The organism is Zhenhengia sp. (assembly GCF_046966505.1).
GTDB classification, from domain to species: domain Bacteria; phylum Bacillota; class Clostridia; order Lachnospirales; family Cellulosilyticaceae; genus Zhenhengia; species Zhenhengia yiwuensis.
Window position 1 is genome coordinate 85978 of sequence record NZ_JBKVCH010000011.1, and the last position, 21605, is coordinate 107582.

The window sequence follows — 21605 nt, forward strand, 5'->3', positions numbered from 1 at the left end:
AGAGGGAAAAATGGAGAAGAAGGTACAGGGTACAATTTACTATGTAGATAGTCACAAGGGAAGTGACAACAATCAGGGTACAAGTGTAGATAGGCCGTGGCAGACATTAGAACCTATCAATGCACAATCCTTTAAGCCGGGAGATAAAATTTTATTTGAAGCACATGGCACATGGTGCGGTGGACTGAAGGTGCGAGGTAGTGGACAAGTAGGGGCACCTATTGTAATAGATAACTATACTTATGAAGGGGGTAAATTACAGGTAGGTGTGCCGCAGGTAAGACCACTGATAAAAGGAGCGGGTAAGGTCCTTTATACTCTATGGCTTCATAATGTAAGCTTTTGGGAAGTGAATCATTTAGAAATCACTAACAAGGGAGAAGAGCCTTTAGCGGGGCGAACTGGCGTTATGGTAAGCGGAGATGATGATTTTGATCAAGCAGACGGAAATGCTTTGGAGCACCTTTATCTTAATCATCTCTATGTACATGATGTAAATGGTGATGCAACGACTAAAGATGGACATAACGGAGGTATCTACTATAATATTTTTGCTACAGATCAGGATAGGCCTATTAAGTTTAAAGACGTACGCGTTCAAAATTGCTATGTTAAAGATGTAGCCAGAACAGGAATATCTGTAGGCTCTACAAGGTGCCTAGGACTAAGTAGTAATTTAAGTCATCACACACCAGAAGAATTGAAGCAATATATGCATGAAGAAGTACTCATTAGAAATAACTATGTAGAGCGTTCAGGTGGGGATGCTATTGTTCCTCAATATTGTTATGAACCACTTATTGAGCACAATGTATCTCAAGAAGCAAGTATTGGAACACAGTCAGATCCTAATCTTATGTATAATGCAGCTATATGGCCATGGCAGTGCTATAGAGCTTTATTCCAGTATAATGAAGCTTTTGGAACCTATCTTAATGGAGATGGACAGGCTTATGACTGTGACTTCTCATGGGGAACCACTTATCAGTACAATTATAGCCATGACAATGAAGGTGGCTTTATGCTTGTATGCCAAGACAATACCATTGATTCAGTGGTGAGGTATAATATTAGCCAAAATGATAGACGCTGTTTATTTATGACTTCCAATAAAGAACCTGCCTATATTTATAACAATACATTTTACATAGGAGAACACTTAGATACAAAGATTTTCTCCAATGACCATGGACCTATGGTATGTTGGAATAATATTTTTTATAAAGAAGGAAAAGCGCAGTTATTAGATTGGCATGAAGAAGATGTAACCTATGATACCAACTTGTATTATGGCTTTAGCAATATACCAGAAGATGCTCATTCAATAGTAGAGGATCCATTATTTATATCAGCAGGGGTAGGCCAGACAGGTAATCTAGCAGAAGGACCTACACTTGATACCTTACAAGGATATAGTTTACAAGCTGATTCACCTACTCTTTATAAAGGCAAGGCAATCAAGCAGCATATGCTACCAGCTACAAGTAGATTCATAGAGGAAGATTTTTATAATCAGCCTATAAAAGATAGACCTACATTGGGAGCTATTGAATATGGACTTTCTACTTACACGCCTGAAACGGCTAAAGCCTACACAGATTACCAAAAACAATTAAAGCATTATAAGACAATTATTAGAAGTGGTGTTTTATCAGAAGACGCTATCGGGCAGTATTATGAAGCACACAAAGACCAGTTTTATAAGAAAGTGCCTATTTATAGGGTGGAATTTATAGAAGAAGGCGTTATTATAGAGATTAACGAAGAAAATAGAAGAAGGTATATGAAAGACTATCCAAAACTTATGGAAGAATTAGCACAAAGAAGTGAGGGGGAAGTCTTTAGCCTTACCCATCTAGACCAGTCAGTATGCCAAATGAAATGTATAAAGAAAATCGATAAAGGCTATAGGTCTTTAAAAGAAGTGAAAACACATATAGAATTACAACTTGCCAAAGCATATAGCAACTAAGATTTTGGTAAATATTTCTATAATTAGACGTTTGAATGAGAGGATGAATTATTTTTTAAAAAATATAAGAGGCTGTGGAATAATGAAGAATTTATTATTTCACAGCCTCTTATATTAGATTTTAGTAGTTTATAGGTTATGAAGCTTCTGATTACGGTAGTCAATAGGAGATAGGGTTGTAAACCTTTTAAAGACAGTAGAAAAGTACTGACTAGAGGAAAAACCTAATTGATAGCTAATTTGGGTGATACTAAGACTTTCTTCTTTAAGAAGTCGTTTGGCACATTTTATTTTTTGTCTCAAAATATACTCGCGAGGGGGAAGTCCTGTGTAGAGTCTAAAATTCGTTTTAAAGCGGCCTTCAGAGAGGTGAGTCATATGAGCTAGGTGCGTTAGAGGGAGTTCGTCGTAAATATGAGCCTTGATATAGGTCAGAACCTCTTCCATAGGATTTTCAGGAGGAGGAAGCTGGCTTTTTTCATCCTCAATGACTGTCATAAGTAGTTCAGAAAGGAGATTACGAATACGTGTTTTATGAAAAGGTTTAGGATCTTGTCCACATTCTAAAAGGGATTCGAAAAGTTCAGTAAGTCTAGGGCTTACCTTAAAAACTCTTTTAGAAATAGTTAGTAGACTCTTTAAAAGTTGCTGACTTTCTTCTTCGCTAAATAAAAGGCTTTGGAGCAGCTGTGTGCTAATAATTAAATAATAAAAATGTGATTTATCTTTAGGATGACTTCCAGAGCTATGATATTCATTAGGAAGGGTAATAAACATTTCACCACTATTAATGGTATAACTTATATCTTCTATGGTGTACACCTGCTCACCTTTAGTAAAGTAACTTAGTTCGATAGCCTCAGGGTGTACATGTTCTTCTAAAGGGGGACGGGCTGTAAGATGGCAGACTTTACCTAATTTAAAATTAAAAAAAGAATCTATAGATGTATAATCAATAATAGTTCGTTTACTGGTGGGGAAAGTAGTCATAAGAAAAACTCCTGATAAATATAGATAATTTATAATATTGTAACACAGTATAAAATAGAAAGAAATATGTGTAAGCTTCTGATATAGTAAACTTAAATTATAGAATAAAGGAGCAAGGGTAATGAAACGAAAACAACCTAATATTCTTTTTATTATGACGGATGACCATGCAGCTCATGCTATGAGTTGTTATGGTAGCAAAGTGAATGAAACGCCTCAGATGGATCGCTTAGCTAATATGGGAGCTCGATTTGACAACTGCTTCTGTACTAATTCAATTTGTGCACCAAGCCGAGGTGTTATTTTAACAGGTAAGAATAGCCATCTAAATGGGGTAAAAACATTGGAAGATGGTTTCGATGGCCGCCAGCAAACATTACCTAAACTTTTACAAGCTGGTGGATACCAAACAAGTATTATTGGGAAATGGCATCTAGGCCATGGAGGCAACTATGACCCAACAGGGTTTGACTACTGGAATATATTCCCTGGACAAGGGCAGTATATTAATCCTCAAATGTACGACATGGGTGAATTAAAACAATATACAGGTTATGCTACAGATATCGTAACAGACCTTACAATAGACTGGATTAAAAACCGTAACAAAGATAAGCCTTTCTTTATGATGTGTCACCATAAAGCACCTCACCGTCACTGGGTACCAGATGAAAAGCATAAGGATATGTATGAAGATATAGATATTCCGTTACCAGACACTTTCAATGACTCACATGAAGGACGTAGTGATGCTGTTAAATACAATCTAATGGGCATTGAAGAGCTTACAGAGTTTGATCTTAAGCAACCTTTTCCAGAAGGGCTTACAGATGCTGAGCTTAAATACTGGAAATATCAACGTTATATGAAGGACTATCTAAGATGTGTTGCATCTGTAGATGACAATATTGGTAGACTTCTTGATTTCCTTGAAGAAGAAGGCCTAAAAGAAGATACGATTGTAGTTTATACATCAGATCAAGGCTTCTTCTTAGGGGATCATGGTTGGTTCGATAAGCGCTATATGCTAGAAGAATCACTTAGAATGCCATTCTTAATGAGCTATCCAGGCGTGATTAAAGAGGGTAGTGTTATTACTGACCTTGTAGCTAACCTAGACTTTGCAGAGACATTCCTAGACTATGCAGGTTTAGAAATTCCAGAAGATATGCAAGGACGTAGCTTTAAACCAATTTTAGAAGGCAATAAGCCTAAAGATTGGTTAGATGCACTTTACTATAGATACTGGGTATATGAAGGTGAACATGGGGTATCACCACACTATGGTATTCGTACATTAGATTACAAATTAATTTGTTACCTGAAAGAAGCGAGAGACTTTAGTGGTAACTGTCTTAAAGAGGTAGAGGATAAAGAGTGGCCACAATGGGAACTCTTTGATCTTCGAACAGACTCAGAAGAACTTGATAATGTATATGATGATGTCCGTTATAAAGATGTAGTGAAAGAGTTAAAGAGAAGACTCTTTGAACTTAAAGAGCGCTATCAAGATTACGAAGACTAATCAGTAGCTTAGGAACTATTGGTTAGGAAGAGAAAATTCTAGAGAGAGTATATAAAAATACATATAGTCTGGGGTAGAGACTAGAGAAGGTAAATTAATGTAGCCGGGGTAATGGCTAGAGAAGATAAAGTAACATACGCGGGAAAAATGAACTTAAGAAAAAGTGAAAATAAAAGCAAGACTTAACTGAATGAACGGATATAAAAATACTGCTATGTTAGACGTAGCAGTATTTTTTTGTAAGTTTTATTGTATACAAAAAATAAAAGTGATAATGTGATAGCATAAATTTTACCTTAGTAATGACTTCACAAAGCTTAGGGAAACCTTTACAATACCATTAAAATAATGGATAAAGTCTATTGACTCTTACGTTACGTCATATCCTATTATTTAACTTACAAGAGGAAAGGAGGCGCTTAGTGTGTTAAAAGAAGACTTAAAAACGGTTAATGAAGTTAGTAAGCTTACAGGCATTAGTGTACGTACTTTGCATTATTATGATGAGATTGGGTTACTATTACCAGCAGAGCTTACAGAGTCAGGTTACAGACTGTATGACAAGGGGAACCTCCTTAAACTAGAGCAAATCTTGTTTTTAAAAGAGATGGGGTTTGAACTTAAACAGATTAAAGTCATACTTGAAGATCCTCATTATGATATGCAGAAAGCACTTCGTAAACAACGTGAGATTCTAAGACTTAAGAGTGAGCGTCTTCATGCCATTATGGCCCTTATTGATGAAAAGTTAGAAGGAGATGAGCATATGAATTTTAAAGCTTTTGATATGAAAGAAATTGAACGTGCACAAGAGGAATTTAAAGAAGAAGTAGAAGAAAGATGGGGGCAAACTGATGCTTATAAAGAAAGTGCACATCGCACAAGTAGGTATAAGAAGGAGGACTGGCAAAACATCATGGAAAGTATGAATGATATCTTTAAGGCTCTTGCTTGTCACATAGGAGAAGATGTAAGTTGCAAAGAAGTACAAGATCTTATTGAAGCATGGCGTGCACATATTACAAAATACTTTTATGAATGTACACCAGAGATTTTAAGTGGACTTGGCGATATGTATGTAATGGATGAAAGATTCACAAATAACATTAACCAGTATGGGGAAGGCCTTGCACAATTTATGGATGATGCTATTAAATATTACTGCTTAAATAGGCTATAATAAAGGTAGATTATAGAAGTGAGGTATAGCAATGGAAAGACAAATCGAAGTAAGAAGACCGTATAGACACTTTAAAGGAAATCTTTATTATGTACATGATCTTGTACTTCATACAGAAACCAATGAAATGATGGTATCTTACCAAGCACTTTATCCTCCTTACACTATGTGTGTAAGGCCACTTCAGATGTTTCTTGAGGAAGTGGAAGAAGGTAGAACGGATAATGTAACAGGGCAAAAATATCGATTTGAGCTTTATACAGGTAAGTAAAGGAGGAAGCTTGTGTATCTTGGAAGAGATGCATGAGCTTTTTTATTTTATTTAAAAATATGAAAGGTTTCCTAGGCTATAATTGTCTATAAAAGTAGAAGTAAAAAGGAGGTGCAAGGGTGACTGAAAGAGAATTTGAAAAAATAATAGATGGCTACACAGCTTATGTGGTTACAGTGATTTCAAAAGTTGCCAAAGAGCGGTTAAGCCGAGAAGATATAGAAGAATTAGCCTCAGATGTTTTTGTAAAGTTATGGGAGAGGAGAAATGAACTGAATACACAAGAGGGAAAGGAAAAAGCATACATAGGAGCAAGTGCAAGAAATCATACTTTAAATTTACTTAAAAGAAGAGGATTACTATCAACTATACCATTAGAAGAAGATGTAATAAGCGATAATGCTACTCCAGAGAAAGTATTGCTAGAGGAAGAAAAAGCTACTACAATTCGTCAGGTTATAGAGAGTTTGCCAGAACCGGATGATGAGATCTTTAATAGAAGGTGTTATCTTTCTTTTAAAATAAAGAGATAAATTTTTAAAATAAATTTCCAACTTCTTAAATGTCGTATCGTATATAGTAGTGTAAAGCAAATGAAAGGGGGATAGCCGTGGAGATTGAACAGATGATTTATGAGCATAAAGATCAGCTTTATAGACTATGTCTTTATCTCGAGAAGGACAAAGAAAGAGCTGATGATTTATTTCAAGACACTTGGGTCAAAGTATTAGAAAAACTTCATACTTATGATGCATCTCGGGCATTTTATCCATGGCTTACCCAGATTGCAGTCAATACCTATAGAGATAAGTTAAGGCGCTTTAAACTAGAACTTAAGAGAAGATGCTATGAAGAATCACAGTTAGAACAGCTTGGTGATAAAGAAGAAAGTATAGAAAGTACTTTTATTCATAAGGAAGAATTAGGGATGATACTAGAAGGGATTAAGGCACTTCCAGATAAGTATAAGCTGCCTCTTCTACTTGTATTTAATGAGAACCTCTCCTATAAGGAAGCAGGAGAAATACTAGGAATCCCTGAAAGGTTAGTTAAGTCCCGGATTTATGATGGAAGACAGAAGCTTAAGAAATTATTAGGAAAGGAGGAATTGCAATGGATGATAAACAATTAGATAGATTGCTACAAGAACTTTCGGATGTGACTGTTTCACCAAGTAATAGACTTATTTATGAGGCGAGGGAGAAAGCAAGTAGGCAAGCTTTAAGACGTGAGAAGAAGAGAGAGTGGGCACCTTTTGTCATTGTAATCCTTCTCAATATCCTTTTAGTTGTAGGGGAAACAATCTTTATGGTATGCCTCTCCACGAGTATGCAGCAAATATCTATCATTGTAGGCATAGGCGTTTTTAGTATGCAGCTTCCTATAGCAGCCTACCTACTAGGTAAGATTTATTATAAAGATAAAGAATTAGAGAGACGTTAAAGGAGGAGTAAAGATGGAATTAGGAATGATAGGGTTTTCAGCTTTCATGTTAGCTATATTAGCAGTCCCTATTTTATTAATGCTTGTAATAGGGGTAGTTGTTTATAAAGATGCAAAGGCACATGACCTTAATCCTTGGTTATGGATGGCGGTAGCGGTTTTTACACCTAATTTAATAGGGGTCATTATTTATCTTGTCGTAAGGAGTAATCAGGAAAAGAAGTATACTTGTTCTAACTGCAATGCAGAAGTAAAATTTGATTATAATGTGTGTCCAAACTGTCAGGCTATCTTTGAAAACACTTGTGAGATATGCAAACATGCTGTAGGTAGTCAAATGGCCTATTGTCCGTACTGCGGTGCTAAGGTAGAAGAGAATATTGTGTACCAGACAGCAACTAAAGTGACTAAGAAAACTAATCTGGTAAAACCACTTGCTATTATTGGAGGAATTTGTATTGCAGCGTTTATCGCAATCTTTGGTTTGATGTTTGTCGTGGGTGCTACAGATGGGGAAATGTTTAACTCCTCCGTATCTATTATGTCTGTTGAAACAAGTATGGGTAATCACCTAAAGGCAAGTTTCTACTATCAAACGGGCAGAGACAGTATTAAGGTGAAGAAACAGGTAGGAGACACTTTAGTATTACGGGGAGATATTAAAGTGGAAGAAGGAGTCATTACCTTAACGGTTAAGGACCCGCATGGAGAAGTGGTTTATAATGAGGTTTATACAGGAAGTCAAGAATTGGAGCAAAAGATACCTGTTTATTCAGAAGGTAAATATACAGTAGGACTTAAGATGGATGGGGCCAAAGGTGGCTATGATTTAAGAGCTGAATAAAAGATATAGGAAGTGAGGCGTAATCCGTTAAGGGAGGCCTCGCTTTTTTGTGTTCTAAGAAAGGTTCACTTTTGCAGAGTAGAGGTCTGCTATGTATACAGTTTATACAACATAGGTTAGAAAATGAATAGACGATCTTAAGGATTGAAAGGAACGAAGAGGTACTAGTTTGGAGTTAATAAGAATAGGCTAAAATAGGGATGAACTTAGAGGGGAGATTCAGTGATGAAACAAGTGGTAAGAAATTTATTAGGTCTATGTGCAGGTATCTTAATGTTAGTACAGACGTGGGGAATAAGAGCAGCAGAAAATGGGGCACCTATTCAAACTATTAAACTTGTAGCGGTAGGTGACATTATGATGCATAAGGAGGAAATTGAAGGGGGAAAAGTGCCAGGAACAAATACATATAACTTTGACTACATGTTTAAACATATTAAGCCATACATAGAAAATGCAGATTTAGCTATAGGAAATTTAGAGACACCTTTAGCAGGGAAAGAAAGAGGGTATACAGGTTATCCAGCTTTTAATGCCCCCGAACAGCTTGCAATAGCTCTTAAAAATACAGGCTTTGATGTGCTAACTACAGCTAACAATCATAGTTTAGATAGGCATTATCAGGGGGTAGCCCACACTCTTAAAGTTTTAGATGAAGTGGGGCTGGCTCATACAGGTACGGCTAGAACTAAGGAAGAGCAGGATAAGGTACTCATTCAAGAGGTGAAAGGAATCAAAATAGCTTTTATGGCTTACACGTATGGGACTAATGGGATTAGACCAGATAAAGATAAAGAATACTGTGTAAACTATTTAAATAAGGAGAAGATGCTAAGGGATATTGACTTAGCTAAGCAGCAAGGAGTAGATATTATTTGTGTGAGTCTCCACTTTGGAAATGAATATGAAAGACAGCAGAATAAAGCGCAGGAAGAATGGGTGAAATTCCTTTTTGATAATGGGGTAGATATTGTACTAGGTAGCCATCCTCATGTTTTGCAACCTATGGAACTTAAAAATGGAAAGTTTGTAATTTATTCTTTAGGTAATTTCGTTTCTGCTCAAAGAACCCGTTACCGTGACAGTAGTATTTTATTAAATTTAACGCTTACAAAGAACTTTGAGACAGGAGAAACCTTTATTGATTATGCAGAGTATGTACCTATATGGACAGATTTATCACGCATAGATGGTAGGCCTCATTTTAGAGTGTTGCCTGCTGAAGAAGCATTAAGTAATTATAGAAGTGGGCAGGACTCCTATTTAAGTACGCAAGATTATAATAAGCTTATGACAAGCTTAGCAGATACGAAAAGTATGTATAAACATACACCGTTAATATCAAAGGCAATTAAGATAGATGGGTATATAGACCAGTATTTATCTTTAGAAGAAGGCGGAATAACATTAGTAGAGGCAAGGAAGTTGGGACAGGCACTAGGAATGGAAGTAAAGTGGGATGCACGTACTATGCAAATGCTTCTTATAAAAGATGGGCGTAAATTAACTGTTTTGCCGGGAAGTAGATATATATATGAGGGAGATAAGTTCATTTGCCTTGAAGCGACCACACGTATAATAGAAGGAAAAGTGTTTATACCACTACGTGGATTAAGTGAATATATAGGTAAAAAAGTGGAGTATACTACCACTAAGCCGTGGATTAATATTTATTAAAATAATACTAAGTATACAATTTTGTGAATAAAAATTAAAAAATATCTTGTAATCTAATCTTATCTGTGATACTATGTATAAAGAAACTTATTAATTAATAAAAATTCATATATAGGGATTATGGAGGGATAGAGATGAGTAAGAAAAATAATTTACTTAAAGGGCTTATGGTTATGCTTTTAAGTTTATCAACAAGTGTAAATGTATTTGCATGTACAGGTGTAGTAGTAGGGAAAGATGCTACAGAAGATGGTAGTATTATCATTGGTAGAACAGAAGATATCGGGGCTGCTTATAATAAAAACTTTGTAGTTGTGCCAGCTGCAACATACAAAAAAGGGGAAATGTTTGAAGACCTTAATGGCTTTAAAATTGAACAACCTACAAAGGCTTATAAATATACAATGCTGCCAGACGTAGCAGAGCATGAAGATGGTATTTATGCAGCAGCAGGAATTAATGAACAAGGTGTAGCTATGACAGCAACTGTTTCAGCTTACTTAAATGAAGCAATTCAAAAAGTTGACCCACTTGTAGAAAGTGGACTTCGTGAAGCGGCTATTCCATCAGTTGTATTACCACGTATTAAAACAGCTAAAGAAGGTGTACAAGTACTTGGTGAAATCGTAGAAAAACATGGGTCAGCAGAAGGTAATATCATTTTATTTGCAGACCAAAACGAAGCATGGTACATGGAAATTTTAAGTGGTCACCAATGGGCAGCTGTAAAAGTACCAGATGATATGTATGCAGTTATTCCAAATGCATTTATGCTTGGATACATTGATTTAAATGATCAAGAAAATGTTATGGCGTCAAAAGATGTCATCAACATGCCAGCTAAAAATGGTCTTCTCAAAAATCATGAAGGCAAATTCCATTTAGCACTCACATATGGAGAAACAATGACAGATGGCAATAGACTACGTGCATGGGGAGGTCAACATTTCTTCTCGCCATCACAAAACATTGCACTTGATACACCAGTATTTGATTTATTTATGAAAGCAGATGACAAAATCTCTGTTGATGAAGTAATGGATCTTCAAAGATACCGTTATGAAGGTACAGAGAATGATATAAACCTTCCTGAAAATAAAGGTAAACGTGCAATTGGTACAGAGAATCAGGCAGAATGTCATATTATCCAAATGAAAGAAGAGTACCCTAAAGAAGTAGGTGGACTTATGTGGATGGCAATGGGGAATGCTGAGCACTCCGTTTACTTACCAACATTTGGGGGTATTACAGATACACATGAAGCTTACAAAGTACCTGGTGTAAACTATAATCCATCATCTGCTTACTGGACATTTAGAGGTCTTTCCACACTTGCAGAACTTGACCGTGTGAACTACGGTCAAGGTGTAAAAAACTATTGGAAACAATATGAGTTAGAACTTATTAAAGCACAAGAAGAAGTAGATAAAAAAGTAGTAGAACTTGCTAAGAAAGATACAAAAGCGGCAGCTGCGTATATGACTGAAACAGGTATTGCCACAGCAGAAGATGCAATAGGTAAAGCAAATGAAATCCATAGTCAACTTTATACTTTCATTGCAAAACATGGTGGTAGAGCAATTAAAAATCCATTTGCACCAGTAGTAGAATAAGAGCAAGAAGAGTTATAAGAGCAAGTTAGAAGTAATTATTTTTAATAAAAAAGCACGATATAAAGGGTTTAGCCTCTATTTCGTGCTTTTTATATTCTAAAATGCTATAAAGAGTTTGAAAATTTAGTGTAGTAGGTTAAAATAAGAAGTGAATATTTTAATAAACCAATCTAGGGGGAAGAAGATGTCTATTCAACAAATGAAACCTATTATGACATTTAATGTAATATCAGATTTACATGTTACAGGATGGGAAAATAAGTTTAATAAGCATTTTGAAGAAGCACTAAAGGACTTAAATGAAGTAAACCCACAAGCTAAGGCGCTATGTATTGTAGGGGATATGACAGAATCAGGGAGAGATGAGAACTATGAACGCTTTCAAGCTATTTTAGATGCGTATCCACATCCAGAAACTTATATGGTACTGGGCAATCATGATGTAAGATGGCTTGAGGGAGGATATGAAGAAGCTTATAACTGTTTTATGAAGCATACACGAATGCCACATGCTTATTATGATAAGTGGATTTGTGGCTACCACTTTATTTTTCTATCTACAGAAGAAGCACTGAAAGATGAGGGGAGAATTACCAAAGAGCAATTAACTTGGCTTAAAGATAAATTAGATGAAGGGGCAGACTCTAAGCCTGTTTTTGTTTTCTTGCATCAATCTTTAGTAGAGACATCAGCAGGGTCTTATGAGGTAGATGGTTATGCTCATTCAGGGCATCCTGATGGTATATTAGAAGATAGGGAATTAAGGAATATCCTATCAGAATATCCTAGAGTGCTTTTCTTCACAGGACATACTCATGCTGTAGTAGATCATCCTCAAACAGTTATAAAGAAAGAGGGTATTTATTATATTAATACAGCTAGTGTAGCGTATACTCTGCAGTCAGACGGTTATGGAGAAGATAATGGAAGTCAGGGATTATGCATAGATGTTTATGAAGATGAGATCATAATTAAAGGAAGAGATTTTATGAAAAAAACATGGCCGATGACCTGGGGCATCGACCTAAATGAAGGGATAGTTCTTTCAAAGTAACATTATCTAATCTTTTAATATTTTTCATTAGATAAAATGTCTTCTACAATTTTATCAGTAGTTATGGTGTAAATGTCCTCTCCATAGAGAGCTGCATAATAACTGTCATACATGGTGCCCCAATAATAGCTAAAATCCAATGACTGAATAGGTAAATGCTGAATAAGTTCAGGCTCATTTACAAGGAGGTCGCGGATGGTGATACAGGTAGTAGCAAAAGTATAAGGACATACACGCTCGCCAAACCATTCTATAGTAATAGAGCTAGAGTTAGGAGATGTTTCAATAATAACATCTGCAATAGGAAGATTCATTTCGTGAAGTTTAGTAATTAGAGTATTAGAGAGTAGCTCGTTTTTATAGAGGTTATCCTTTACTGAGTTATCTTTTTGGGAAGCGTCAGTAATATGATTAAGTTTACCATAGTCTATAAAGCTCTCTAATACGCTTATATCTTGGATAGGTTTATAGATTTCATCTCCATCTAAAACAAGAGAGAGGCGATTGACCATAGAGTAAGGGTCACTGTCTAGAGTAAGAGAGTTAATATTATAGTCTTGTATTGTAATAAGATTGCGTATAGCTTCACACCATTTGCTAAAGTCTTCATAAGAGTCCTTAGTATCTGTTAGTAAAGTAATAGATAAACTAAGTGGTTCTTTGATAGTGGTTTTATCAAAAGATATATCATTATAAGTATTTTGAGGAACACGCAAACTCACACTGACTTCACTAAAAGGAATAGCATGCTGATTAAGTAAAGCTTTAATTTGTGAAGCAGCCTCACGTCCTAGACGTCTTGAGGTTTCTATATCTTCTAAGTAGCGGTCAAAATAGTCATCCCATACTCGTCCATTCTTATAGGAAATAGTAAAAGGTCTAGGATTCTTATAACCGTGTATATAGGCATTAGCGTCATATAGTGCAAACTTTGCATTATATGTAGGCTCATGTACAGAGAAATCTTCGCCTTCATAAGTGTGTGCTAAATAATCTTCCATTTGCTTTTTCGCATATAAAGCTGTGAAAGGATTTCCATTAGACTCATTATAAGCAAGTAGGATAACAAGGCATAAAAGGGCAAGTCCTAAATAAGTGAAGAAAATTCCTGTTTTAGACCACGTAGAACGTGTTTTGAAATAATGTGTAAGTCGTATAACAAGATAGCCTGCACCAGATCCTACGAGTGTTAAGATACAGTAAATAAAAGCTAGGAGGATAATCATAGTAATCATATCTAGACTAAAACCTTCTTTAAGCCATGAACTGATACTGAGGATAAATGTAGTAAGTAAAGGAACAGGCAATAATTTCTTAGTAAATAAGTAGCCTAAAAGTCCTATAAGAGGCAATAATGCTAGATTCTGAAACATGTTTTGTGAAAGAGTGAATAAAATGCAGATGAGTATGCCACAAAACAGAAAACTAGACTGTGTCCATAGAAGTCTACGTTCAAGCTTTTTAATAAAGGCTTGCTCGGTGTCAGTCTTTTCCTTAACAATAGGAGTAGGGAGATCTTCTTGAATAGTTTCTAAATAAGCCTTACATACTTCGCATTCTAGAAGATGTTTCTCAAGAAGCCTAGTAGAAGGTTCTGAAAGGGCATGATCAATATAAAGATGTATAAAGTCTTGATAGGATTCACAAGGTAAGTTCATTTTAAATCATCCTTTTCTAATAATTTTTTTAGCTTTTGGCGGCTACGGCAGTAAATGACTCGGCAGTTATTAGGGGTAAGGGAGAGAATCTCACCGATACTTATAAAGTCTAGTTCTACATAACTACGAAGTAATACCACTTGTCTTTCTGTTTCTTCTAAGTCGTGAATAGCGCGAGTAAGATGAATGTAGTCATCTTTAAGGAGCACCTGCTCTTCTACACTTGAAGTATGTGAGGAGAAGTAGAGGGAGAGCTCCTTATTTTTACTTTTTCTATAATAGGTATGTAGGGTATGATGAGCAATACCAAATATCCATGTTTTAAGAGAAGAGTGTCCTTTAAAAGATGTATAGCTAGAGCATGCCCTAAAAAGTGTTTCTTGTGTGAGCTCTTCAGCAATATGATAATTTGCAACTTGTGATAAAAAATATTTTAAAAGACTAGGATAAAGCTGATTACAGAGCTCTTCTAACATTTGCAAGTGCATACCTCCTTTATAAATGATCTCTTCTTATTAGTAGTCTGACATAATAAAATGTTACAAGTAAACGAAAAAAATATAAAAAAATTTTAATGGACTAGAAAGCTGAAAATTTGGTAAACTATTAAAATGGATTAATTAGAAAATAACAAAAAGTAAAAGTATAACTAAACTAACAATAGAGTAATAGTAAAGTAAATGGTTGTCATATGTCAAAAAGTATGCTATTTTTTCTATGTCGTAAGATAAAATACATATTTTTGATGGGAGTTGACAAGTAAATTGAAAAAGAGATTAACAGCAACACTACTAGGATTAACAGGTTTATTAAGTATGGGAGCAGTAACTTATGGACAAGGTGTAAATGTTATACCATTTCCTGAGGGTTATGACACAACGACTACAGGTGCTTCATCTTATGATGGAATGGGCAATGTAAAGAATTCGGCTTATTTTCCTGTATTTGATTTCTACAATATGAAAAGCACAGATACACTTACACTTTTACCTAAGTTTAAGACGTATCAACAAACAACAGAGTCTACATGTGGCCCTGTAGCAGCACTTATGGTGCTTAATCATTTTGGAGAAACAGCTTATAAGGAGTTAGAGATTGCAGAAGTTATGAATTGCAATAAAGACTTAAACTACTCTAATAAGCAAAATCCTGGTTTAGCAGATGAACAAGGTGAATATGGTACTTCAACTTCAGGGATGGTGCACTTCTTTGAAGAAATTGGATGGGATGTAAAGTCATCTCTTACAGAAGCGGATGAGGCGGGGTATACTTTCTATGATCCAGAAGACTTTAAAAACTTTGTTTTAGAAAACCTTAAGAATAATACACCGATTATGGTTGAAAATATAGATTTTGGTGGCCATTGGAGAGTAATTATTGGTTACGATACAATGGGTACAGATGATGTATTTAGTGATGATGTCATTATTATGGCAGATTCCTATGATACATCAGATCACCTTCAAGATGGTTATAATTATACAAATGCAGAAAGATTTTTCTATATGTGGTTTGATTCACATATCTTACCAGAAAATCAAAAACAACAACAATGGCTTATTGCTACGCCAAATAAATAATAAAAAAGGCATTACAAAAGGATTTGTAATGCCTTTTTTATTTGAGTGATTGTAAAAACTTTCTATTTTAAATTTTATAAATTATATATAATTATTTATAATGTTTTGTTGCGTATAAAAATTAATAATGATAAAATTTTAAAATATAATATGCAAGGTAGGGGGATTTGTATGAGGTATTGGCAAGAGGAAGAGGTTTATGATATTGAGCAAAAAAGGCAGGTGCAATCAGAAAGACTGATTAAAACCGTTAATTGTGTATATAATAATGTACCTTTTTACTGTGATAAGATGAAAGCTTTAGGTTTAGAACCTGGAGATATTAAAAGTATAGATGATCTTAGTAAGTTACCTTTTACAACAAAGCAAGATTTAAGAGATAATTATCCTTACGGGCTTTTTGCAGCGCCTATGGAAGAAGTGGTACGTATCCATGCTTCTTCTGGTACTACAGGACATCCAACAGTAGTAGGCTACACTCAAAATGATATTAAGATGTGGAGTAATGTGATTGCACGTAGCTTTACAGCTATGGGGGTAACTAAAAAAGATATTATTCAGGTAGCATTTGGTTATGGGCTTTTTACAGGAGGCTTAGGTGTACATTATGGAGCTGAACATCTAGGAGCAGCTGTTGTACCAATATCAGGGGGTAATACAAAGAAGCAAATTCAGCTTATTCAGGAATTTGGTAGTACAGTTATTGCATGCACACCTTCTTATGCACTTTACATTGGAGAAACCATGAAGAATATGGGTATTGACCCAAGAAGTACGAACTTACATACAGGTATTTTTGGGGCAGAACCTTGGACAGAAGAGATGAGAGAGCAAATTGAAAGTATGTTTGGCATTAACGCCATGGACATTTATGGTTTAAGTGAAGTGTTAGGACCGGGGGTTGCTTTTGAATGTCAAGCTAGAAGTGGTATGCATATTAATGATGACCACTTTGTACCTGAAATTATTGATGTCAATACCCTTGAAGTTTTACCTAAAGGTAGTGAAGGGGAACTTGTATTTACTATGGTTACAAAAGAGGCACTTCCTCTTTTGAGATATCGAACAAGAGATATTACAAGGTTACATACAGAAACATGTAAATGCGGAAGAACTCTAACACGTATGGATAAGGTAACGGGACGCAGTGATGATATGCTTATTATTCGTGGTGTTAATGTATTCCCATCACAAATTGAAAGTGTACTCCTTAAAGTGGCAGAGACAGCACCACACTATGTGTTAATTGTAGATCGCATTAATAATCTAGATACACTTGAAGTATGGGTTGAAGTAAAACCTGAATTCTTTACAGATGCTATCAAATCATTGGAAAAAATAGAAAAACATATTACGGCAGAACTATTTAGCTTATTAGGACTTCATGTAAAAGTTAAACTTGTTGAACCACGTAGCATTGAACGTAGTGAGGGGAAAGCAAAACGTATTATTGACCGTAGAAAATAATGGAGAGTGATAAGGGTGATATGGCAGAAAGAAGAAAGTTTATCAAGGGATGAAATACGCTTACTTCAAGGTGACAGACTTCGAAAGACAGTGGCGCATGTGTATGAAAATATACCGTTTTATAAAAAGAAGATGGATGATATGGGTATTGAAGTTGGGGACATTAAAGGAATAGAAGACCTTAATAAATTACCTTTTACAACAAAGCAAGATCTAAGGGATAACTATCCTTATGGATTTTTTGCAGTACCTATGAAAAAGGTAGTACGTGTGCATGCCTCCTCTGGCACAACAGGGCAACCTACAGTAGTTGGATACACTAAAAATGACTTAGATACATGGGCAAACTGCATGGCTAGAGTATTAGTAGGAATGGGTGCTACAGAAGATGATGTGGTGCAGAATTCACTAGGTTATGGGTTTTTTACAGGAGGGCTTGGCTTTCATTATGGGACAGAAAAGTTAGGAGCCACTATTGTACCTATCTCCTCTGGTAATACTAAGAAACAGATTCAAATTATGCGTGAGTTTGGTAGTACTATGCTGGTGACTACACCTTCTTATGCTTTATACTTAGCAGAAAGTATTAGAAGTATGGGGATTGACCCAGCTACTGACCTTAAACTTAGAATAGGAGCACTTGGTGCAGAACCTTGGAGTCATGAGATGCGGAATCAGATTGAAGAACTTTTAGGAATAAAGGCTTATGACAGTTATGGACTAAGTGAAGTAATAGGGCCTGGAGTAGGATTTGAGTGTACACATAAAAATCATATTCATATTAATGAGGATCACTTTATCCCTGAAATTATAAATCCACTAACGCTTAAGAGCTTACCAACAGGTGAATCTGGAGAGCTTGTCTTTACTACAGTAACCAAAGAGGCTATGCCTCTTTTGCGATATCGTACAAGAGATATTACAAGTCTGATTCCTGGAGAGTGTGGTTGCGGACGAACAACTATCCGTATGACCAAGTGTACAGGAAGAAGCGATGATATGCTCATTATACGAGGGGTTAATGTATTTCCATCTCAAATCGAAAGTGTGCTACTTAACCTGGGTGAAATTGCTCCGCATTATATGCTTATTGTAGATAGAGTGAATAACTTAGATACACTTGAAGTATGGGTTGAAGGTAAAGAAGGGATTACATTCGTAGATGGTATGCGATATATGAAAGAGATTGAAAAGCGTATTACAGCAGAGATTCAATCTGTATTAGGCATTCAAGTAAAAGTTAAACTAGTTGAGCCTAAGAGTATAGCTAGAAGTGAAGGAAAGGCTAAGCGAATTATTGATAAAAGACAGTTATAATAAAACAAACACAATAAAGGGAGGAAGAAGATATGATTATACAGCAACTTTCAGTTTTTGTAGAGAATAAATCAGGTAGACTTTTTGAAGTAATGCAAATCCTAGGAGATGCCAATATCAATGTATCAGCACTTTCAATTGCAGATACATCTGACTATGGTATTGTAAGACTTATTGTAAGTAACCCAGATGAGGCTTTAAGACTTCTTAAAGACCAACAATTTTCTGTACAGAAGACACCTGTCATCGGATGCAAAGTACCTAATACACCAGGTGGACTTAAAACACTCCTTACTTATCTTGCGGAGGATAATATTAGTATTGAATATATGTATGCCTTTTCTATAGGGGATGATGCATCTATTATTTTACGAACAGAAAACTGTGAGAAAACAATAGATGCATTATCTAGACATGAAATGGAATTAGTAAAAGCTAGCGATATTTATCAAATATAAGAAGGGTTATTTGAATATATAGAATATGCCACCAAGTAATTGGATAACACTTCTATTTATTTAAAAAGAAAAAGGGCCAGGCAAAGTTGCCCTATATAGTAAATAAGTAAGTTAAGTACTGGAAGAAAGCGATGCTTTTCACCGTATAGGAAGGCTATGCCTAAAATAATATCAGAAACAATAAAGCAAAGAGCACCTATTATAAGGAGAGACATATTTGTATTTAATGCGGTAAGGACCATGGTAATAATAATAAAACTATATAAAACAAGAGGTAAGCGTAGATTACCTGTATCTATAAGTTTAGGGCGTGTAAGTAGTATAAATAGAGTAGCTGCCCCGAGAGGAATGAAAAGAAGTAAATACTGAGTAAAAAGCTGAATAATATTAAAGCCGCTAATAAAGGTTATATGGGCAAGTGAAAAGGCAATGATACCATCTCGAAGCATACTATTATCTTTATAAGAAGCGTTATGTGTAAAACCTAATAATAAATCTCCTAGTGCACTAAATACTAATCCTGCAAATATGAAATAAGCATAATTAAATGAGAAAGCAAGAGGCCTAAATCCTAAGAAGGCAATGCCTACAAATAATAGACTTGTAAATACCTTCAGGCTAATACGTAGGCCTGATCTTCTGTTTCTATATGTAACAATAAGGAGTATAAATAAAGAAATAAAGTAGGTGTAAATGAGTTCCTTTACCATGTCAAAATACCTCCAAAAAGGATTGCTTATAACTAGTGTATGCCCTATTTTTGAAAAGATAACAAAAGACCGAGCCTTAGAAAAGGATTCTAAGGACTCGGTCTTTGTGATTTAAGCTACTTCTTTTTCTAAAGAAGTTGTAGTTGTTATTTCTTCTTGTTTAAGGTGATTAAAGTAAGCTTTAGTTTCTTTAACAACTACACCTGATAAGGCAAGAAGTGCAATAAGGTTAGGGAAGGCCATAAGGGCATTTACAATATCAGCAATAGTCCAGACAAGTTGAATTTGCAAAAAACCACCTAAGGCAACCATAAGTACAAATACTAATCTATAAGGCTTTATGCCTTTAACACCAAATAAAAATTCGATGCAACGTTCACCATAATAATTCCAACCAAGGATGGTTGTAAAAGCAAAGAGTACAAGGCAGATTGATAAAGTAGCACCACCAAATGAACCGAACACTGTGCTAAAAGCACCTTGTGTCATAAGGGCAGCACTTGTATCTGTAGTCCATATACCTGTAATAACAAGAGTAAGACCTGTTAAGGTGCAAATAAGAATACTATCGATAAAAGTACCTGTCATAGAGATAAGCCCTTGTTCTGCTGGCCAATGTGTTTTTGCAGCAGCGGCAGCAATTGGCGCGCTACCAAGGCCGGACTCATTAGAGAATACACCACGTGCCACTCCTTTACTAATAGCATCTTTCATAACAGCTCCTGTAAAGCCACCCATAGCAGCATGGCCTGTAAAGGCAGAAGAAATAATAGTCATAAAAGCGCTTGGAATAGCTTCGAAGTTAACAGCTAAAATAACACCACAAGCAATAAGGTAAAGAATGGCCATAATAGGTACAATTTTTGAAGAAACTTTAGAAATATTTTTAATACCACCAATAACAATCAGTCCTACAAGGGCAGCTACTATGATAGAAATAATTTTAGGTGAGAGACCTGTTAGACTGTTGATGCTGCTGGTAATAGAGTTTACTTGTGAGAAAGTACCAATACCAAGAAGTGCTACAAGAACACCGCTAAAGGCAAAGAATACTGCAAGTGGTTTAAAGTTTTTGCCCATACCATTTAAGATATAGTACATAGGTCCACCAGACATTTGTCCATTAGCGTCTACTGTGCGGTATTTAATAGCCAATACACCTTCTGCATATTTGGTAGCCATACCTATAAAGGCAGCTATCCACATCCAGAATAAGGCACCAGGTCCACCAGCTGCGATAGCTGTTGCTACACCTACAATGTTTCCAGTTCCTACTGTTGCTGCAAGCGCAGTACATAATGCACCGAAGCTATTGATGTCACCATCTCCGTGATTTTTTGCTGTGAAAATAAGTTTTAATGCTTTAGGTAATTTAACGATTTGAATAAGACCGAGTCTTACTGTAAGAAGTAGTCCTGTTCCTAATAGAAGAACAAGAAGGGGCCAACCCCATGCAAAGTCATTGACTTTTCCTAAAAATAAAGTGATTTGTTCCATTTTGATATCTCCTTTTAATGTTAGATTTTACTCTGCATAAAAAGGGATAGGGAGAATATGTAATTATTCAATTAGATAAAAGAATCCCTGTCCTTTTGCCTGAGAGTTTGAGCATGTATACCATGCCTTGCACCTTCGGCGCTTGCATATCGCAAGTCTCTCCAGAGTTCCGTCGGCTAAGCAGTCCCACTTATAATAAGTACCTGAGAGCGTTACTCCTTCGGTATGTCGTAAGACATTCTTCTACTAAGCTTCTACCGGATATGCCTCATTATAGCAGACGGACAAAGGAAAATACAATACAATTGTTTTAAAAACACAAACATTGTATAATTAGGACAGAATACGA

The 21605-nt window shown here is 35.7% G+C and carries 20 protein-coding genes and 1 riboswitch; of the genes, 15 read left to right on the forward strand and 5 right to left on the reverse strand.

All coding sequences use genetic code 11. The features are described from left to right. Nucleotides 1–10: 10 nt before the first annotated feature. Nucleotides 11–1972: a hypothetical protein gene (locus ACLTBU_RS12490; protein WP_412219195.1), complete on the forward strand. Its 1962-nt coding sequence runs from the start codon at nucleotides 11–13 to the stop codon at nucleotides 1970–1972. 129 nt (nucleotides 1973–2101) lie between these two features. On the opposite strand, the gene ACLTBU_RS12495 is transcribed toward ACLTBU_RS12490, so the two are convergent. Continuing rightward, nucleotides 2102–2962, reverse strand: coding sequence for a helix-turn-helix domain-containing protein (locus ACLTBU_RS12495; RefSeq protein WP_177671762.1), 861 nt, complete (start codon nucleotides 2960–2962; stop codon nucleotides 2102–2104). 121 nt (nucleotides 2963–3083) lie between these two features. On the opposite strand from ACLTBU_RS12495, the gene ACLTBU_RS12500 reads away from it, so the two are divergent. The 10 genes from ACLTBU_RS12500 (at nucleotide 3084) to ACLTBU_RS12545 (ending at nucleotide 12569) form a co-directional block, all read left to right on the forward strand. Continuing rightward, the gene (locus tag ACLTBU_RS12500; protein ID WP_412219199.1) at nucleotides 3084–4487 is read left to right on the forward strand and encodes a sulfatase; all 1404 of its coding nucleotides are present in this window, start codon (nucleotides 3084–3086) and stop codon (nucleotides 4485–4487) included. Between the two features lie 424 nt (nucleotides 4488–4911). Then, nucleotides 4912–5667, forward strand: coding sequence for a MerR family transcriptional regulator (locus ACLTBU_RS12505; protein WP_177671764.1), 756 nt, complete (start codon nucleotides 4912–4914; stop codon nucleotides 5665–5667). Nucleotides 5668–5698: 31 nt separating this feature from the next. Continuing rightward, complete coding sequence (locus tag ACLTBU_RS12510) at nucleotides 5699–5938, forward strand: DUF1653 domain-containing protein (RefSeq protein ID WP_177671765.1); 240 nt, start codon at nucleotides 5699–5701, stop codon at nucleotides 5936–5938. Nucleotides 5939–6057: 119 nt separating this feature from the next. After that, nucleotides 6058–6471 carry a sigma-70 family RNA polymerase sigma factor gene (locus ACLTBU_RS12515; RefSeq protein ID WP_177671766.1) on the forward strand — a complete coding sequence of 138 codons (414 nt, stop codon included), beginning with the start codon at nucleotides 6058–6060 and terminating at the stop codon, nucleotides 6469–6471. Between the two features lie 77 nt (nucleotides 6472–6548). Continuing rightward, the gene (locus ACLTBU_RS12520; RefSeq protein ID WP_412219203.1) at nucleotides 6549–7070 is read left to right on the forward strand and encodes an RNA polymerase sigma factor; all 522 of its coding nucleotides are present in this window, start codon (nucleotides 6549–6551) and stop codon (nucleotides 7068–7070) included. Then, nucleotides 7052–7381: a hypothetical protein gene (locus tag ACLTBU_RS12525; RefSeq protein WP_337532005.1), complete on the forward strand. Its 330-nt coding sequence runs from the start codon at nucleotides 7052–7054 to the stop codon at nucleotides 7379–7381. Before ACLTBU_RS12520 ends, ACLTBU_RS12525 begins: the two co-directional genes overlap by 19 nt. 13 nt (nucleotides 7382–7394) lie before the next feature. Continuing rightward, the gene (locus ACLTBU_RS12530; protein WP_412219206.1) at nucleotides 7395–8225 is read left to right on the forward strand and encodes a zinc ribbon domain-containing protein; all 831 of its coding nucleotides are present in this window, start codon (nucleotides 7395–7397) and stop codon (nucleotides 8223–8225) included. A 225-nt stretch (nucleotides 8226–8450) separates the two neighbouring features. Beyond that, nucleotides 8451–9902 (forward strand): CapA family protein, encoded by a 1452-nt coding sequence (locus ACLTBU_RS12535; protein WP_412219209.1) that lies wholly within the window; start codon nucleotides 8451–8453, stop codon nucleotides 9900–9902. 134 nt (nucleotides 9903–10036) lie between these two features. Further along, nucleotides 10037–11515: a C69 family dipeptidase gene (locus tag ACLTBU_RS12540; protein WP_337532001.1), complete on the forward strand. Its 1479-nt coding sequence runs from the start codon at nucleotides 10037–10039 to the stop codon at nucleotides 11513–11515. A gap of 184 nt (nucleotides 11516–11699) precedes the next feature. Further along, entirely contained in the window at nucleotides 11700–12569 is an 870-nt protein-coding gene (locus ACLTBU_RS12545; protein WP_337531999.1) for a metallophosphoesterase family protein, read from the forward strand. Between the two features lie 14 nt (nucleotides 12570–12583). Here the strand turns inward: ACLTBU_RS12545 and ACLTBU_RS12550 are convergent, their stop codons facing one another. Both ACLTBU_RS12550 and ACLTBU_RS12555 read right to left on the reverse strand, forming a co-directional pair. After that, nucleotides 12584–14227, reverse strand: coding sequence for a zf-HC2 domain-containing protein (locus tag ACLTBU_RS12550; protein ID WP_412219212.1), 1644 nt, complete (start codon nucleotides 14225–14227; stop codon nucleotides 12584–12586). Then, nucleotides 14224–14703, reverse strand: coding sequence for an RNA polymerase sigma factor (locus ACLTBU_RS12555; RefSeq protein WP_337532013.1), 480 nt, complete (start codon nucleotides 14701–14703; stop codon nucleotides 14224–14226). The genes ACLTBU_RS12550 and ACLTBU_RS12555 overlap by 4 nt, the downstream gene beginning before the upstream one ends. Nucleotides 14704–14991: 288 nt before the next feature. On the opposite strand from ACLTBU_RS12555, the gene ACLTBU_RS12560 reads away from it, so the two are divergent. From ACLTBU_RS12560 to ACLTBU_RS12575, 4 genes are all read left to right on the forward strand, one after another. Next, the gene (locus tag ACLTBU_RS12560; RefSeq protein ID WP_412219214.1) at nucleotides 14992–15807 is read left to right on the forward strand and encodes a C39 family peptidase; all 816 of its coding nucleotides are present in this window, start codon (nucleotides 14992–14994) and stop codon (nucleotides 15805–15807) included. Nucleotides 15808–15978: 171 nt separating this feature from the next. Further along, on the forward strand, nucleotides 15979–17274 hold the full coding sequence (locus ACLTBU_RS12565; RefSeq protein WP_177671774.1) for a phenylacetate--CoA ligase family protein: 1296 nt from the start codon (nucleotides 15979–15981) through the stop codon (nucleotides 17272–17274). A 15-nt stretch (nucleotides 17275–17289) separates the two neighbouring features. Beyond that, complete coding sequence (locus tag ACLTBU_RS12570; protein WP_337532012.1) at nucleotides 17290–18591, forward strand: phenylacetate--CoA ligase; 1302 nt, start codon at nucleotides 17290–17292, stop codon at nucleotides 18589–18591. A 32-nt stretch (nucleotides 18592–18623) separates the two neighbouring features. Then, the gene (locus ACLTBU_RS12575) at nucleotides 18624–19049 is read left to right on the forward strand and encodes an ACT domain-containing protein (protein ID WP_177671776.1); all 426 of its coding nucleotides are present in this window, start codon (nucleotides 18624–18626) and stop codon (nucleotides 19047–19049) included. A gap of 56 nt (nucleotides 19050–19105) precedes the next feature. On the opposite strand, the gene ACLTBU_RS12580 is transcribed toward ACLTBU_RS12575, so the two are convergent. Both ACLTBU_RS12580 and ACLTBU_RS12585 read right to left on the reverse strand, forming a co-directional pair. Next, entirely contained in the window at nucleotides 19106–19759 is a 654-nt protein-coding gene (locus tag ACLTBU_RS12580) for a lysoplasmalogenase family protein (RefSeq protein WP_412219218.1), read from the reverse strand. Nucleotides 19760–19870: 111 nt separating this feature from the next. Continuing rightward, nucleotides 19871–21256 carry an alanine/glycine:cation symporter family protein gene (locus tag ACLTBU_RS12585; RefSeq protein ID WP_412219221.1) on the reverse strand — a complete coding sequence of 462 codons (1386 nt, stop codon included), beginning with the start codon at nucleotides 21254–21256 and terminating at the stop codon, nucleotides 19871–19873. 77 nt (nucleotides 21257–21333) lie between these two features. Next, nucleotides 21334–21431, reverse strand: a riboswitch (glycine riboswitch). Nucleotides 21432–21605 lie beyond the last annotated feature (174 nt).

Bases quoted from the DNA above. Each gene is read 5' to 3' on its own strand.
- ACLTBU_RS12490 (WP_412219195.1), top strand. From the start codon at position 11: ATGGAGAAGAAGGTACAGGGTACAATTTACTATGTAGATAGTCACAAG.
- ACLTBU_RS12495 (WP_177671762.1), bottom strand. From the start codon at position 2,962: ATGACTACTTTCCCCACCAGTAAACGAACTATTATTGATTATACATCT.
- ACLTBU_RS12500 (WP_412219199.1), top strand. From the start codon at position 3,084: ATGAAACGAAAACAACCTAATATTCTTTTTATTATGACGGATGACCAT.
- ACLTBU_RS12510 (WP_177671765.1), top strand. From the start codon at position 5,699: ATGGAAAGACAAATCGAAGTAAGAAGACCGTATAGACACTTTAAAGGA.
- ACLTBU_RS12525 (WP_337532005.1), top strand. From the start codon at position 7,052: ATGGATGATAAACAATTAGATAGATTGCTACAAGAACTTTCGGATGTG.
- ACLTBU_RS12530 (WP_412219206.1), top strand. From the start codon at position 7,395: ATGGAATTAGGAATGATAGGGTTTTCAGCTTTCATGTTAGCTATATTA.
- ACLTBU_RS12535 (WP_412219209.1), top strand. From the start codon at position 8,451: ATGAAACAAGTGGTAAGAAATTTATTAGGTCTATGTGCAGGTATCTTA.
- ACLTBU_RS12540 (WP_337532001.1), top strand. From the start codon at position 10,037: ATGAGTAAGAAAAATAATTTACTTAAAGGGCTTATGGTTATGCTTTTA.
- ACLTBU_RS12545 (WP_337531999.1), top strand. From the start codon at position 11,700: ATGTCTATTCAACAAATGAAACCTATTATGACATTTAATGTAATATCA.
- ACLTBU_RS12550 (WP_412219212.1), bottom strand. From the start codon at position 14,227: ATGAACTTACCTTGTGAATCCTATCAAGACTTTATACATCTTTATATT.
- ACLTBU_RS12555 (WP_337532013.1), bottom strand. From the start codon at position 14,703: ATGTTAGAAGAGCTCTGTAATCAGCTTTATCCTAGTCTTTTAAAATAT.
- ACLTBU_RS12565 (WP_177671774.1), top strand. From the start codon at position 15,979: ATGAGGTATTGGCAAGAGGAAGAGGTTTATGATATTGAGCAAAAAAGG.
- ACLTBU_RS12575 (WP_177671776.1), top strand. From the start codon at position 18,624: ATGATTATACAGCAACTTTCAGTTTTTGTAGAGAATAAATCAGGTAGA.
- ACLTBU_RS12580 (WP_412219218.1), bottom strand. From the start codon at position 19,759: ATGGTAAAGGAACTCATTTACACCTACTTTATTTCTTTATTTATACTC.
- ACLTBU_RS12585 (WP_412219221.1), bottom strand. From the start codon at position 21,256: ATGGAACAAATCACTTTATTTTTAGGAAAAGTCAATGACTTTGCATGG.